This is a genomic window from Sphingobium aquiterrae, assembly GCF_037154135.1.
Classification (GTDB): Bacteria; Pseudomonadota; Alphaproteobacteria; order Sphingomonadales; family Sphingomonadaceae; genus Sphingobium; species Sphingobium aquiterrae.
The window spans coordinates 218033-232787 of record NZ_JBANFL010000002.1; the positions used below are offsets into that span (position 1 = coordinate 218033).

At 66.2% G+C, this 14755-nt stretch carries 11 protein-coding genes; 4 read left to right on the top strand and 7 right to left on the bottom strand.

The annotated features are described in order from the left end of the window. Window positions 1-8: 8 nt before the first annotated feature. The 5 genes from WFP78_RS03280 to WFP78_RS03300 form a co-directional block, all read right to left on the bottom strand. Window positions 9-2303: a TonB-dependent receptor gene (locus WFP78_RS03280; RefSeq protein ID WP_336958906.1), complete on the bottom strand. Its 2295-nt coding sequence runs from the start codon at window positions 2301-2303 to the stop codon at window positions 9-11. Between the two features lie 271 nt (window positions 2304-2574). Beyond that, window positions 2575-3096, bottom strand: a complete 522-nt coding sequence (locus tag WFP78_RS03285) for a cytochrome b (RefSeq protein ID WP_336958601.1) — start codon at window positions 3094-3096, stop codon at window positions 2575-2577. A 105-nt stretch (window positions 3097-3201) separates the two neighbouring features. Beyond that, window positions 3202-5169 (bottom strand): TonB-dependent receptor, encoded by a 1968-nt coding sequence (locus WFP78_RS03290; RefSeq protein ID WP_336958908.1) that lies wholly within the window; start codon window positions 5167-5169, stop codon window positions 3202-3204. A gap of 287 nt (window positions 5170-5456) precedes the next feature. Then, the gene (locus WFP78_RS03295; RefSeq protein WP_336958603.1) at window positions 5457-6845 is read right to left on the bottom strand and encodes a porin; all 1389 of its coding nucleotides are present in this window, start codon (window positions 6843-6845) and stop codon (window positions 5457-5459) included. 123 nt (window positions 6846-6968) lie between these two features. Next, a complete protein-coding gene (locus WFP78_RS03300; protein WP_336958605.1) occupies window positions 6969-7940 on the bottom strand; it encodes a PQQ-dependent catabolism-associated beta-propeller protein in 972 nt (323 codons plus the stop codon). Window positions 7941-8100: 160 nt separating this feature from the next. On the opposite strand from WFP78_RS03300, the gene pedF reads away from it, so the two are divergent. The 4 genes from pedF to WFP78_RS03320 all read left to right on the top strand — a co-directional run bounded on the left by pedF (window position 8101) and on the right by WFP78_RS03320 (window position 12067). Next, window positions 8101-8526, top strand: coding sequence for a cytochrome c-550 PedF (gene pedF, locus WFP78_RS03305; protein WP_336958607.1), 426 nt, complete (start codon window positions 8101-8103; stop codon window positions 8524-8526). Window positions 8527-8548: 22 nt separating this feature from the next. After that, window positions 8549-9394, top strand: coding sequence for a substrate-binding periplasmic protein (locus WFP78_RS03310; RefSeq protein WP_419722911.1), 846 nt, complete (start codon window positions 8549-8551; stop codon window positions 9392-9394). A gap of 119 nt (window positions 9395-9513) precedes the next feature. Continuing rightward, on the top strand, window positions 9514-11265 hold the full coding sequence (locus WFP78_RS03315) for a methanol/ethanol family PQQ-dependent dehydrogenase (RefSeq protein ID WP_336958611.1): 1752 nt from the start codon (window positions 9514-9516) through the stop codon (window positions 11263-11265). A 43-nt stretch (window positions 11266-11308) separates the two neighbouring features. Continuing rightward, entirely contained in the window at window positions 11309-12067 is a 759-nt protein-coding gene (locus WFP78_RS03320; protein ID WP_336958613.1) for a response regulator transcription factor, read from the top strand. A gap of 192 nt (window positions 12068-12259) precedes the next feature. Here the strand turns inward: WFP78_RS03320 and WFP78_RS03325 are convergent, their stop codons facing one another. Both WFP78_RS03325 and WFP78_RS03330 read right to left on the bottom strand, forming a co-directional pair. After that, window positions 12260-13423 carry a pyridoxal phosphate-dependent aminotransferase gene (locus tag WFP78_RS03325; protein ID WP_336958615.1) on the bottom strand — a complete coding sequence of 388 codons (1164 nt, stop codon included), beginning with the start codon at window positions 13421-13423 and terminating at the stop codon, window positions 12260-12262. Between the two features lie 172 nt (window positions 13424-13595). Further along, window positions 13596-14753: a pyridoxal phosphate-dependent aminotransferase gene (locus WFP78_RS03330; protein ID WP_336958617.1), complete on the bottom strand. Its 1158-nt coding sequence runs from the start codon at window positions 14751-14753 to the stop codon at window positions 13596-13598. Window positions 14754-14755 lie beyond the last annotated feature (2 nt).

A 14755-nucleotide genomic window follows, 5' to 3' on the forward strand; every position in this document is an offset into this window, starting at 1 on the left:
CAAGAGGATCAGAAACGCGCCTTCACGCCTGCATACCAGCGTCGGGGGGCCGCCGGGCCATAAGCGCGCGGGTTCGATGCGTCCGGCGCCTCCGCCAGGTCGATCTCGCCCACGTCGGAGAAGGTGCCGAAGGTCGCGAATTTCCGGTTGAAGGCGTTGCGCAGCTCGCCGAACAGGGTGACGCCGGGCAGGATATCGAAGCCCCCGCGCACATTGACCAGCAGATAGCCGGGCAGGCGCGGCGTATCATTGCCTTCGTCGCCGACCAGATACTGGCCGGTGCGCGCGATCAGGTCGCCGCCGATCGACCAGCCCCTTTTGCCGCCCAGGCTGCCCGCATAGTCGATGGCCAGCGTGGCGCTGTGGCGGGGGATGCCGGGCAGGCGGTCGCCGCGCGCGACGGCCACCGTGCCGTCATCCGACGCCTCCGGGTTCGCCGGGCTGGAGAGGGTCAGCGGGCTGCGATAGGTCGCATCGGTAAAGGCATAGCTGAGCGTGCCCGTCAGCCCGCCCTTCGACGCTTTCAGGCTGGCTTCCACGCCTTGCCGCCGCGTGCTGCCGATATTCTGGAACCAGGCGCGGCCCCGGATGGCCGAGGCGACATATTGGATGTCGTTGCGGTTGGTGGTGCGATAGCCCGACAGCAGCCATTCCAGCCGGACGCCGCCGACAACGCCCTGGCCGCCCGCGCCCGCTTCCCAGCTTTTGGCGACGACCTGCTTCAGCGGCGGATCGGCGACGAAGAAATTGGTGAGGCTGCACGGCGCATTTTCGTCTGCGCAGGACAGTTCGGCCGGCGTGGGCGCGCGATTGGTCTCCGCATAGCCGATGCGCAGATTGAGGCTCTTGCTGACGGCATAGTCCAGTTCGGCGCCGGGGTTCCAGCGGGCGAAGCGGTGGCGGCCGTTAAGCGCGGTGCCGATCTGGTCGTCCAGCGCGATGCGGGCATGATTGTAGCGCAGGCCCAGTTCCGCCGAGAGCCCTGGTGCGATGGGCAGCCGATCCTGGATGAACGCCCCCCAATAGCGCGTCTGGGCGACCAGCCCGACCGGGGCGATGGCGCCGTCCGGCTGCACGATGATATCGCCGAGCCCCTCGACACTGCGATCGTCGGTGAGCGCGCCCAGCTCGGTCGAGGTGTCGAAGCGGGTGCGGCTCGCATCATAGCTGAGGCCGATCGCGAGGTGATTGTCGCCGCCCAGCAGGGGGCGCTCGTCGATCAGCTGGACCAGCGCGCCCAGCGCCTTCGTCCGGGTGCGGCCGCGGTTGAGCACGCCATAGCCTTCGCCGTCCAGCGTATCGGAAATGGGCTGGCCGGCGGCGTTGGTGAGCACGGCCTGCGTCTCGCCCCCGCTCCCGCCGTCGTCATCGTCCCCGCCCACGCCCACGCCCTCAAGGCAGAGCAGCCCGGCGTCGTCCTCTTCCTCGCAGCCCTCGATATCGGCGGCATCGCCGTTCACCGTCCGCAGCGTCAGCGTCTGCGCATAGAGCGTGCCCTCGATCCGGGTGCTGTCCGACAGCGCGACCCAGGGGTGCAGGCTCACCCGACCATAGCGGCTGCGGCTGTTGTCCGGCCAGGTGAAGACGGCGCGGCGATCGGCGGCCAGCAGCTCGACGGGGGCGACGCCATTGCCGGTCAGGTCGGTATCCGCCCCCACCAGCTTCATGTGCAGGCCGCCGCCTTCGGTGTCGAAGCCAAGGTCCAGATAGCCGTTATAAAGGGTGGAGGGCGAATGCGCGCGCCAGCCATCGTCATGGCTGTACTGGAAGGCGGCGAAAGCGCTCAGCCCATCCTTCGCCCAGCCGCCGGCGATGCTGCCTTCGACAGAGCCGAAGCGGCCGCCGGTGATGCTGGCCTCCAGCCCCGGATCGCTGACGCCGGTCCTGGTTTCCAGCACGACCGCGCCGCCGAGCGCGTTGAGGCCGTAGACCGGGCTCGCATCCAGCAGGGAGAGCTTGGCGATGGCGGCTTCCGGGATCAGGTCGAACTGCACCGTGTCGCCGAAGGGCTGGTTGAAGCGCGCGCCATCCAGATAGACGGCCAGCCCCTGCGACTGCCCCTGCAGCGGCGAGGCGATGAAGCCGCGATAGACGAGATTGGGTTGCCAGGGATTGCCCTGCGCGTCCTGCAGGGTGACGCCGGCGATATTGCGGCTGAGCGCCGCGAGCAGATCGGGCGTGCCGGCGCGGGTGATGTCATGGCCGGACAGGGTCAACGCATCGTCGATGTCGACCGCGCCGCCCGGCGCGGTCACGATGATCGTGCGGTCCGGCGTGTCCAGTTCCCTATCGGGCATTGGCATATGCGGCCCGTCCGCATCCGGCATTTCGGCATTCGCCGCCGCATTCGCTGCTGTCGCATTCGCCATTGCCGCATGTGGCTGCGCCAGCGCGCCACTGGCCGACAGGCCGGCCATGGCCACGCCGGCGAGCAGCCGGTTCACCCGGACCATATCTCTCTCCCCATCAATTCTGTATACATACAGGCTATGGCTTGGGCTGCCATGCCTCCATTGGACCTTGGGATAAGACGGGGGGGATAAGACGGAGGGATAAGACGGGCGCGGGCCCCGCTCAGCCGAGCATGCGGCGCAGCACGCCATCCTTCAGGATGAAATGATGGCGCAGCGCCGCCGCGATGTGCAGCACCGCCAGCACGCCGAAGGCGATGCCCAGGATCTCATGCCCTTCGCCCGAAAGGCCGACGATGGCATCGCCCTTCGTCACCGCGAATTTGGGGATCGGGAACAGGCCGAACCAGTCGAGCGGGCGGGTGCCGGCCGACACCATGATCCATCCGGTCAGCGGCACCAGCAGCAGCAGGATGTAGAAGATCGCATGGGTGGCATGCGCCGCGCCCTTTTCCCACAGCGGCATTTCGGCCGGCAGCGTCGGCGCGCGATGCGTGAAGCGCCAGCCGATGCGGACGAGCGTGAGGAACAGGACGGTGATGCCCGCCGCCTTGTGCAGCGGCATGATCGGGATCGGCAGGCCCTCCATCGCATCATGGCCAAGCCCGCCGACGATGTTGAGGATCACCAGGATGCCGATGATCCAGTGAAGCCAGCGTGCGACGGTGGAATAGCGATCTGTCATCATGTCACTCCAGACGATATGTCACCCCAGACGATTCACGGCGAGATTATCCGCCATGGCCAGTGCCGCAAGCGGAAGTTTGTCGCAGTCTGTATCGCCATGTCGTCACCGCGCGAACGACACGCCGATCCACAAGGTGCGCGGCGTGCCCAGGTCCATCGACCCGGCGGCATTGCGCGTGACCACCGTTTCATCGAACAGATTCTCGCCCCGCGCCGTCACCGCTATGCCATGGCCGATGGGCAGGCGGGCAAAGGCATCGACCGTCAGTGCATCGGGCAGCACGTCGGTCTGCAGATCGTCCTCATATTGCTTGGCGACATAGCGCAGCGTCGCCGACAGCATCGGCCCCTGCTGCGGTTCCCAGGCGAGCGTCGCGCTGCCGGCATGGCGGGGGCTCTGCGAGGGGGTGAGGCCGTCAAATGCCTGCCCCGGTGCCTTCACCTCGCTATGGCTGTAGGCATAGGAGCCCGACAGCACGAAATCGCCGGCCCGCGCGCTGGCGGTCAGCTCCACGCCCTTGGCGACGATGGCGTCGACATTCTGCCGCATCCGGACATTGGTGCCGGTGGTGACGTTCGCGATCGCATCGTCCAGCCGGTTGTAGAAGAGCGTCGCGCCGAATGTGACGCCGGGCAGGGGGGCAAGGTCGATGCCGGCCTCCGCGCCCTTCAGCTTTTCCGGGGTCAGCGCGGCATTGGCGTTGGTCCTGACCGGGAAGACCACGAAGGGCCGGTACAGTTCGTTGAGCGTCGGCAGGCGGAAGCCGGTATAGCCCGCCGCGCGCAGTGCCACGGCCTTGCTCACATGCAGCAACGCGCCCGCCCGGCCGGAAAATTCCCAATCGCTGCGGTCGGCATAGCGTGTGTCGCCGGTGATCGCGCCGGCGGCATTGCGGATGGTGAAGAAGCCCTGGGTGATCGTCCAGCGGTCGGCGCGGGCGCCGCCGGTCAGCACCAGCGACCCCAATGTCCAGTCGTCTTCCGCGAACAGGCCGAGCGTGCTCTGGTTGCCGCCGGCATGGGTCCGCGTCGTCACCGGATTGGCGGCGATGTTCGCATTATAGGCGTCTTCATACATGTCGCCCGACGACAGCCGCAGGTCGCTGCCCAGGCGCAGCACATGCGCGTCGCCCACGGGCGGGCGCAGCTCGATCTTGCCGCCGATGCCGGTGGAGGGCGTGTTGCGCTGGTCCAGCGACGTGCGGAAGGTCGAGGAGCTGATGACGATATTGCTGAAATTGCGCGCCTGCACATAGGCGAGCGCATCCAGCTTCCATGGCCCGCGTGAGATCAGGCGGACGCTGGCGTCCTGCCCCTGGCTGTTGCTGTTCGCGCCGGCGAAGCGCAGCGTGCGGTCGTCGTTGAAGACGAGGCCGCGCACCTGCACCTCCATGTCGGGGGAAAGCGGCGCGACCGCGCGCAGGCCGACCGACCAGCCATCATAGGCGGCGGGCACGGTGGCGGCGTTGCGTTGCGAGGCGGGCGTGGTCTGGAAGCCGTCGCCCCGGTCCCAGCGGCCCGAAAGCGAAACATAGCCGCTGCCCAGATCGGGCGAGAGGCTGGCGGACAGTTCGGTCGAATCGCGGCTGCCGTAAAGGGCGCTGCCGGCAAAGGTCGGCAACTGGTCGCGCGTGGCGCTCGCCAGCTCGATCGTGCCGGCCACCGCGCCCGCGCCAAAGGCGCCGCTGCCGCCGCCGCGCGTTACCCGGATCATGGAGAGCCGGTCGGGCACCAGTGCGCTGAAGGGGATGTAGCCGAAGAACGGGTCCGCCATCGGCACGCCGTCCAGCAGCACCAGCGTCCGGCTGGAGGCATTGCCGCCCAGCGCCCGCAAGGTCGCGCCCTGCGCGGAAGGGTTGGCGGAGCGGCTGTCGGACCGGCGGAACTGCTGGAAGCCCGCGACATCGCCCAGCACCGTTTCGATCCGGCCCGAAGAACTGCTCTGCAGGCGCGTCTGGTCGATGATGGTGGAGCCATAGGCCGGCGTTCCGGGCGGCAGGGGCAGCCCTTCGCCCAGCACGAGGATGTCGTCGCCCGGCTTGCCTGTGGATGCCCCGCCATCCTGCGCCATGGCGGCGGGCGCGAGCAGGACAGTGTATATTGTAAGCGCAACGCACGATGCACCGCGAAGATGATTGCGATTCATGGTCTTTTTTCCTCCCCACCCCAGCGTCATAACGCAAGAGGCGATGTCCTGGTTAGGACACCGCCGCTCCTCCCGACATTCGCCTAAGGGAGAATAAAGCGTTTCAAAGCAAGTGGAATCACGCACCGGCTTGGAAATCGTATTCAGGCAAAAAAAGAAAAGAGTGGAGCAGCCGTTCCGACGCATCGGCGCGGCTGCTCCGGATCACCGGATCAGAAGAACAGGATCGCGCCGGCGGCCAGCGCGTCGGACGATGCCTGATTGCCGTTATGCGCTTCCGACTTGCTGTGGACATATTCGCCCAGCAGCGTCACCCAGCCGTTCAGGCCATAGCGAAGCTGCCCCACCCAGCTGCTGTTCTTGTCGACCAGCGTCGGATTGGCGAGCGCGTCGGCCGTGTTGGCATAGTCCAGATTGCTCTCGCCATAGCTGCCGCCCGCGGAGAATTTGCCGAACGTCGCCAGCCCCTGAAGGTAGAAGCCGTGGCTGTCGCGCTTGTTGCCCGCGCCATCGGTGTCGAACAGGTTGAGCACCGTGGTGCCAAGGCCCGATGCCGCATAATAGGTGCCCACGAGCGTCAGCGGCCCATAGGTCAGCTTGGCGCCGGTGTCGAAGCCGCTGCCGGTATAGTCCGGCCCGGCGATGACATTATGCTTCTGCGTCGTGCCGGCCAGCCAGAGACGCGCGCCCAGATCGCCGAACTTGCTGTCATAGACGAGCTTCGCCTGGAAGCCGGGCTGCTTGTTGGCTTCGTCCGGCCCGGTGATCGACGACAGCGGCTCGAAGATGCCGACGCTGGCCTGGAAGCCGCTGACATTCGGCGTGGAGTAGGTGATCTGCGGCTGGAAATCGGTGTAGATGTAACCGACGCCGATGCGGCCCAGCGTGGTGTTGGACGGCGCCACATTGCCCGAGGGCGTGCCCGAAGAGAGCAGGGTGATGTCGTTCAATATCTGCTCGGAGCCAAAGAGGCCGATGTCGCGGCCGATCTTCACCTCGCCAAAGCCCTTGCGGCCGAAGGTCAGGTAGGTCTGGCGGAAATCGATGCCGGCGGTCTGCAGCGCGCGGGGATTGCCGCCGCTGTTGGCGCCGCCGCCCACATAGCTGGCCGAGTTGATGCCCGGATACATGCCGAAATGGGCGCCGACGTCCCAGCCGCCCTGGCTGGTCATCGCCTCGATCTTGAGGAAGCCGGGCAGCAGGCCGTTGCGCACGGCGGAACTGTCGCCGCCGACTGTCGCGACGCCGCCGGTCACGACCTTGTTCGGGCCGGGCGTGTCGCCATTGTCATGCACGTAGAAACCGTTGACCGAGCCGGAGACCTTCAGCGTCACGTCGCCGATCTGCATGCCGACCCCGCTGTCGGCCACGCGGACCATGCGCTTGTCGTCCAGCGCGGATGCCGCGGCCTCGGCCGGTGGCGGGGGAGGGGCTGCCTCCTCCTGCTTCATCAGCTCGGCATATTCCTCGTCGGAGAGGATTCCCTTTTCGTGAAGCCGCTTCAGCAGCTGGCTGGTCGTGCCCGCCGCCATGGCCGGCGTTGCCCCCACGGCGAACATAAGCGCCATCGCTGCGCTCGCAAGGAGCACCTTTCTTGCCATAACATCCTCCCGTTTATGTGCCGGTCATTGGCCGACTGCGGGAGTGTGCGTGCTGGCGCGCGGGCCCGAAATTGCACTTTGGTTCTCGTTCCTTGGGCGTAAGACCCTGTATGGGCGACGCCGTCAGGGAACCGCGACGATCCCCCACGGGCCGGCGCCCACCGGCGCGGTTCCCGTCACCTTCGCGCTCGCAAGGTCGATGATGGAGACATTGTCCGAAAGGCCATTGGCGGCATAGGCCCTCGTTCCGTCGGCGCTGATCGCAAGGTGCCAGACGCGCTTGCCGACGGGCACATAGGCCCGCACCTTGCGCGTCGCGACATCGACCAGCGCGACATGGTCCGCCCGGCCCAGCGCGATCACGGCCGTCCTGCCGTCGGGCGTGAAGCGGATGCCGCAGGGCAGGATGCGATGATCGCCAACGCCCGGAATCGCGAAGTTCAGCGTCTGGATGACGGCGCGGGTCGTCGTGTCGACGATCTGGACGACCCCGCCCACCTCGGCCGAGACCCACAGTTCCTTGCCGTCGGCGGTGAACTCGACATGGCGCGGGCGCAGGTCGGTCTGCGTCGCGGCGACCATGCTCCTGGTCGAAAGGTCGATCCAGTTGACGACATTGTCCTCTTCCGATGTGACGACCACCCATTTGCCGTCCGGGCTCTGCGCCACGCCCTCGGGCTCCTTGCCGACATCGACCTGGAAGGCGACGGTGCGGGTCGCAATGTCGATGGCGGTCAGCGCGGCATTGTCTTCATTGGCGACGAACAGCGTCGCGCCATCGCGGGAGAGGAAGAATTGTTCCGGGTCTTCGCCCGAGGGCAGTTCCGCCACGATCTTCCCTGTCGTCCGCTCGATCACCTGTACGCTATGGTCGGTGCTGGCGCACAGATAGATGTAGCGCCCGTCCTTCGACACGGTGATGCCGCGCGGACGCCCGCCCACCGGCCAGGTCGCGACCGGGGCCATGCTCGCGGCGTCGATGACGGTGATGGAGTTGCCGCGCTCGTTCGAGACATAGAGCGTTTCGGCATGGGCCACGGCGGATATGACCGGAACGCAGGAGAGGGCCAGCCCGGCCGCGATTGTCAATCTCATATCCTCATCCTGTCCTGGCGGCTTGCGTTCTTACGATTATGCCTTGGTCTAAAGCGGCTCGCGTAACTCAGGGATAGTACCAATGGCCAATGGGGCACGTCTTTGTCGTGGCTTAGGCTCGACCTCACAGGGGCAAGCATAGCCGGGTGAGGATGGATTTATGAATATCGGACGGATTGCGTTGATCGGGGCCGCGATAACGGCGGCGGCGACCGGCGCCGGCGCCCTGATGGCGCATGGCAATGTGACGCCCCAGGCGGTCGACACCAGCATGCTGCCTGACATTGGCGAAGCCTGGCTTCAGAAGAATCCCTATACGGGCAATGCCAAGGCGATCACGGTGGGCGAGTCGGCCTATGGCCAGAACTGTGCCCGCTGCCACGGGCTGGAAGCGGAGAGCGGCGGCATCGCGCCCGACCTGCGCTATCTGGAACTGGGCGAATCGGGCGACCAGTGGTTCATCGAGCGTTTCCAGCATGGCTCCGCGCATGACGGGAAAGTCTATATGCCCCCCTTCGGCGAGGTGCTGGGGCAGAAGGCCGGCTGGGCGATTCGCGCCTGGCTCGAAACCAAGCATCAGGAATAGGCCGGTGTTAAGCCGTCGGGCGATGCTCGCAGGCATGGGGGCGGTGGCGGCGTCGGGATTGTTCCCGGCGCTGGCCGATGCCGCGCCGCTGGCGAAGGTGAAGGCGCTGGGGGTGCTGCGGGTCGCGGTCTACAAGGACAACCGGCCATGGTCCTGGGACCGGGGCGGGACTTTGGGGGGGATCGATGTCGATCTCGCCCGCGCGCTCGCCGCGAAACTGGGCGTGAAGGCGGATGTCGCGCAGATCGTCGCCGATGAAAGCGTGGACGACGACCTGCGCAATGCGGTGTGGAAGGGCGGCCTGCTGGGCTTCATGCCCGCCGACATCATGCTGCATGTCCCCTTCGACCGGACCTTTGCCGCGCGCAACGATCAGGTGGCGATCGTCGCGCCCTATTATCGCGAGAGCTTCCAGTTCGCCTGCCGCAAGGGCACGGCCGATTGCGAGGCGCCGCCGACCCAGTGGCGCGGGCACAGGCTGGCGGCGGAGCTGGACAGCATTCCCGACATCTACCTGCTGGGGTCATTCGGCGGCATCCTGGCCAAGGACGTGACCCATTATCTGACCGGGGCCGAGGCGGTGGAGGCGGTGACCGGGGGCAAGGCCGATGCCGTGCTCGCCAGCCGCGCCCAGATCGAGGCGGTGCTGCACGATGGCGGCGCAGGTGCGCAGGTCGACCGGCGCAGGATGCCGCTGCCGGCCTTCACCTCGCCTGGCTGGGACATCGGCATGGCGGTGAAGGAGAACAGCCGTTCACTGGGCGATGCGGTGGAGGAGATCCTGGCCGGCATGACCGCTTCGGGAGAGATGAAGGCGCTCTTCGCGGCGCATGGCGTCACCTATGCGCCACCGCTTGCGGCGAACTGAAACAACCGGCGTGCTCCGGGCCTGATGGGGGCGACCCAAGGTCCAATTGTTCGCACGCCACGACATCATAGGCTGACGGCATCGGGCGCGCAGTCGCCTGCAACAAGGGAGGATGACAGATGAAAGGACGTATCATGCGTTCGCTCGCCGGCGCGGCGATGCTCACGCTGGCGGTCGCCGGGGCGCCACTGCTCGCGCAGGGCGGTGCCGCCGGCCCGAACGACGCGGACCTGATGAACGACGCGGCTTCGCCCGGCGACGTGCTCACCTATGGCATGGGCCCGCAGGCGCAGCGCTTCAGCACGCTCAATGCCATCAACGCCGATACGGTGTCGAAGCTGGTGCCGGCCTTCGCTGCATCGCTGGGTGGCGAAAAGCAGCGCGGCCAGGAAGCGCAGCCTATCGTCTATGACGGCACCATCTACGTCACCGGCAGCTATTCGCGCGTCTTCGCCTTCGATGCCCGCACGGGGGAGGAGAAATGGCAATATGACGCGCGCCTGCCCGAAGGCATCATGCCCTGCTGCGACGTCGTCAACCGCGGCGCCGCCATCTATGGCGACAAGATCATCTTCGCGACGCTGGACGCGCGCCTGGTGGCGCTCAACCGGCACACCGGCAAGGTCATCTGGAACAAGCAGATCGCCGATTATCAGGCGGGCTATTCGGCGACCGCCGCGCCCATGGTGGTCAAGGGCAAGGTGATCTACGGCAATTCGGGCGGCGAATTCGGCATCGTCGGCGCGGTCGAGGCGCGCGACGTGAACACCGGCGAGCTGATATGGCGCCGTCCCACGATCGAGGGGCATATGGGCACCCTCAACGGCAAGGACAACGGCACCACCGGCAAGACCAACGCCACCTGGACCGGCGACCTGTGGAAGACCGGCGGCGGCGCGACCTGGCTGGGCGGCACCTATGATCCGGAAACCAACCTGCTCTTCTTCGGCACCGGCAACCCGGCGCCCTGGAACAGCCATCTGCGCCCGGGCGACAATCTCTATACCAGCTCGACGCTCGCCATCGATCCCGACACCGGCGTCATCAAATGGCATTATCAGACGACCCCGCATGACGGCTGGGATTTCGACGGGGTCAACGAATTCATCCCCTTCGACGCCACGATCAACGGCAAGCCGATGAAGCTGGGCGCGAAGGCGGACCGCAACGGCTTTTTCTTCGTGCTCGACCGCACCAACGGCAAGTTCATCAGCGCCAACCGCTTCGTCATGCAGACGACCTGGGCGACGGGCTATGACAAGAACGGCAAGCCCAATGTGATTCCCGCCGGCCGGCCCGGCGCGCCGACCACGGAAAAGGGCACCAGCGTCTTCTCCTCGCCCAGCTTCCTGGGTGGCAAGAACTGGATGCCGATGGCCTACAGCAAGGATACGGGCTTCTTCTACATCCCGTCCAACGACTGGGGCATGGACATCTGGAACGAGCCCATCGCCTACAAGAAGGGCGCGGCCTATCTGGGCGCGGGCTTCACGATCAAGCCGATCGCGGAGGATCATATCGGCGCGCTGCGGGCGATGGACCCCAAGACCGGCAAGATCATGTGGGAATACAAGAACAAGGCGCCGCTGTGGGGCGGCGTGCTGACGACGGCCGGCAACCTGGTCTTCACCGGCACGCCCGAAGGCTTTTTGAAGGCCTTCGACGCGAAGACCGGCAAGGAGCTGTGGAAGTTCCAGACCGGCTCGGGCGTGGTCGGCTCGCCCGTCACCTGGGAGCAGGATGGCGAGCAATATGTCGCCGTCATGTCCGGCTGGGGCGGCGCGGTGCCGCTGTGGGGCGGCGAAGTTGCCAAGTCGTTCAAGGATATCAACCAGGGCGGCTCGCTCTGGGTGTTCAAGCTTCCCAAATAAGGGCCGCCGGACAAGGACGGCCAGACAAGAGCGGAGAAGGCAGATGATCGTCATGGGGCGCGGAAACTATCAGGTGCGGCTTGCCGCGCCCCCGATTATGGCCGATCATCCTCGCCGGGGGCAGGTTATGCAGGATATCATGGGCGCAGAGGCGGCGATCGAGCGGGTGCTCATCATCGACGACCATCCACTGGTCCGCGACGGGTTGCGCAGCGTCATCGCTGTCAGCTTCGACGGCTGCGAGGTGCTGGAGGCGGCGACGCTGGACGAGGCGCTGGGCACGCTGGAAAAGCAGAGCAATTTCGACCTCATCCTGCTCGACCTCAACATTCCCGACGTGAAGCGGCTGGATGGCCTGCGCCTGCTGCGCGCGCGCTATCCCATCCTGCCGGTGGTGATGGTGTCGGGTGCGCTCGACCGGCAGGTGGTGCAGGAAGCGCTGGCCGCCGGCGCCGCCGGCTTCATCCCCAAGTCGATGAAACGCAGCGCCATCGTGGAGGCGCTGCACCGGATCATATCGGGCGAGATCTATCTGCCCGAGGTGATCGGCGAAGCGCCTCCATCCTCGATGGAGGACAGCGACATTCTGATGCGGATCGACAGCCTGACGCCGCAGCAGAAGACGGTGCTGGGCCATCTGGTGAACGGCCGGCTCAACAAGCAGATCGCGCACGACCTCAATGTGTCGATGACCACCGTGAAGGCGCATGTCTCCGCCATTCTGCAGAAGATGGGCGTGTTCAGCCGCACCCAGGCGGTGATCAAGGCGAACCGCGTGCATTTCACCGGCGAGCGGCATTAGAGCATTCTGAAGTCGGCTGGAACAGCCGGCGGCTCGCAGAATACGGAAAACAAAAGACAATCGGGGCGGTGAACGATTTAATCCGATCGTTCACCGCTCTAGCAGCTACATCTTCACGGAATGAAAAAAGGAGGACGAAGCGCGCTGCCGCCTCGTCCCCCTTGCCGTGCCGGGGCACGGTTGTTCTGTCCGTCAGGCCATCAGGATCTTGTCGAGCGCGACGCAGAATGCCTTCATGTCGTCGGAGGAACCCACGGTGACGCGCGAGACATTGGGCCAGATCGGCCAGGACCGGCCGATCTGCACCTTCTGGGCCATGAATGCCTGCTGCACGGCCTTGGCGGGCTTGCCCCAGTCGATCATGAACATATTGGCCTGGCTACCGGGAAGATAGGCGACCTTGCGCTTCTTGAGATAGGCATAGGTTTCCTCGCGCACCGCGATCATCTCGGCGCGGCGGGCCTTGATGAGGGCGGCCTGGGTATAGGCGGCATTGCCGCAGGCCACCGCCGTCATCGGCAGCGTGCCCGTCACCTGCATGCCGTCATAGCGCATCATCCGCTTGTGCAGATCGGGGTGCGCCATGGTGAGGCCAAGGCGCATGCCGGCCATGCCGAACAGCTTGGAGAAGGTGCGCATGACGATCACGTCGTTGCGCTTGGCGGCGAGATAGGCGGCGGTCGGCGCTTCGGAGAAGTGGATATAGGCTTCGTCCACCAGCAGCACGGAGTCGGCGGGCTTGTTCGCCAGCAGCCATTCGATGTCGCTGAGCGGCGTCACCGTGCCGGTCGGGTTGTTGGGCGTGCAGATATAATAGAGGCCGGCATTGGGGTTCGCCGCCAGCATCGCCTTCACGTCCGCGCCCATGCCCGGCTTCATCGGCACCTTGGCAAGCGGCGCGCCCAGCCAGTCGGCAGCGCGCCAGGCCGATTCGAAGGTCGGATCGGCCGTGACCAGCCCCTTTTGCGGCGAACAGAAGGTGATGACGGAGCGCACCAGCGGATCGCCCGAACCGGGCCAGGGCAGGATATGGTCTTCCGGCACATTCTCGACCATGGCGACGGTCTTGAGCAGCTGGCCGCGATAGTCGTCCGCATCGTAGCGGTTGCCGATGGCCGCCATCTTCGCGGCAGCCTCGACGCCGACGGCAAAGGGGCCGGTCCAGCATTCATTGGCGCCGATCTGCACCGCGCCGGCAACCCCGCGCGCCGCCTGGGACTGGCCAAAGGCGGTGCCGATCGTGGAATGGATGGCCGCGCCGGCGCCCAGCAGGGCGGCGACCCGGCCCAGCTGCCGCCGGGAATAGCCACGGTCCATCAGGTCTTCGGCGGCGTCCTTTTCCATCATCAAGCTCATGGTGTCGTTCCCCCTGTGCGCGTGCCCCTGTGCGTGCGCGTGACATGCTCACCCGATAGAACGAACAAGCGCCTAATTTCCGCCGTGTCCCGCATCCCGCCAAAAGCAGAGCGCCCGGACGGCGGGTGCCGTCCGGGCGCGCATGCCCCGGATCATGGGTCCGGAAAGGCGATCAGGCCTTGTATGTCTTCGCCACGGCGACGCAGAATTTCTGCATGTCTTCGGCGGAACCGACGGTCACGCGGGAGACATTGGGCCAGATCGGCCAGTTACGGCCGATCTGCACCTTCTCGGCGAGCAGGGCGGCCTGCATCTCCTTGGCGGGCTTGCCCCAGTCGACCATGAACATATTGCCCTGGCTGCCGGGCAGCACCTTGATGCCCTGCTTCTTCAGCCAGGCGATGGTGTTTTCGCGGTTTGCGATCATTTCCGCCCGGCGCGTCTTGATGTCGCCCGCCTGGGCAACGGCGACGGCGCCGCAGGCGACGGACGTCATCGGCAGCATGCCGGACACCTGCCCGCCGTCATAGCGCATCATCTTCTTCATCAGCTCGGGGTTGGCGAAGCTGAGGCCAAGGCGCATGCCGGCCATGCCGAACAGCTTGGAGAAGGTGCGCAGCACGATCACATCGTCGCGCGTGGCGGCCAGCGAGGCTGCGTTCTTGGTCTCGCTCCAGTGGATATAGGCTTCGTCGACCAGCAGGATCGCGTCCTTCGGCTTGTTTTCGGCCAGCCAGACAATGTCCTCGATCGGCGTCAGCGTGCCGGTGGGGTTGTTGGGCGAGCAGATGTAATAGACGCCGGCATTGGGGTCCGCGGCCAGCATCGCCTTCACGTCATGGCGATAGTCGGCGGTCAGCGGCACCTTCGTCACCTTGGCACCGACCCAGGCGCCGGTGCGCCAGATGGCTTCATAGGTGGGATCGGCGGTCACGATGCCGCGCGCGGGCGACGCGAAGCTGACGGCGGTGCGGTTGAGCGGATCGCTCGACCCAGGCCATGCGGTGATGCGGTCGGCCGGGATGCCTTCGACGGCGGCGACGGCGTCGAACAGCTTCTGATGCTCATTGTCGGGCTCGTACCAATTGCCCCTGGCGACGATGTCGGTCGCGGCCTTCGCTGCGATCGGGAAGGGGCCGGTCCAGCATTCATTGGCGCCGATGCGCGCCGCGCCGGCCACGGCCTTTGCCGCCTGCTGCGCCGATGCCTCGGTGAAGCGGGCCGCCATCGCGCCGGCGCCCAGCAACGCCGCGACCCGGGCAAGCTGCCGGCGGGAATAGCCCCTGTCGAGCAGGTCTTCGCGTGCCTCGGCCGTCATTTCGATCGTCATGT

Bases quoted from the DNA above. Each gene is read 5' to 3' on its own strand.
- WFP78_RS03280 (WP_336958906.1), bottom strand. From the start codon at position 2,303: ATGCCAATGCCCGATAGGGAACTGGACACGCCGGACCGCACGATCATC.
- WFP78_RS03285 (WP_336958601.1), bottom strand. From the start codon at position 3,096: ATGACAGATCGCTATTCCACCGTCGCACGCTGGCTTCACTGGATCATC.
- WFP78_RS03290 (WP_336958908.1), bottom strand. From the start codon at position 5,169: ATGGCGCAGGATGGCGGGGCATCCACAGGCAAGCCGGGCGACGACATC.
- WFP78_RS03295 (WP_336958603.1), bottom strand. From the start codon at position 6,845: ATGGCAAGAAAGGTGCTCCTTGCGAGCGCAGCGATGGCGCTTATGTTC.
- WFP78_RS03300 (WP_336958605.1), bottom strand. From the start codon at position 7,940: ATGAGATTGACAATCGCGGCCGGGCTGGCCCTCTCCTGCGTTCCGGTC.
- pedF (WP_336958607.1), top strand. From the start codon at position 8,101: ATGAATATCGGACGGATTGCGTTGATCGGGGCCGCGATAACGGCGGCG.
- WFP78_RS03310 (WP_419722911.1), top strand. From the start codon at position 8,549: ATGCTCGCAGGCATGGGGGCGGTGGCGGCGTCGGGATTGTTCCCGGCG.
- WFP78_RS03315 (WP_336958611.1), top strand. From the start codon at position 9,514: ATGAAAGGACGTATCATGCGTTCGCTCGCCGGCGCGGCGATGCTCACG.
- WFP78_RS03320 (WP_336958613.1), top strand. From the start codon at position 11,309: ATGATCGTCATGGGGCGCGGAAACTATCAGGTGCGGCTTGCCGCGCCC.
- WFP78_RS03325 (WP_336958615.1), bottom strand. From the start codon at position 13,423: ATGAGCTTGATGATGGAAAAGGACGCCGCCGAAGACCTGATGGACCGT.
- WFP78_RS03330 (WP_336958617.1), bottom strand. From the start codon at position 14,753: ATGACGATCGAAATGACGGCCGAGGCACGCGAAGACCTGCTCGACAGG.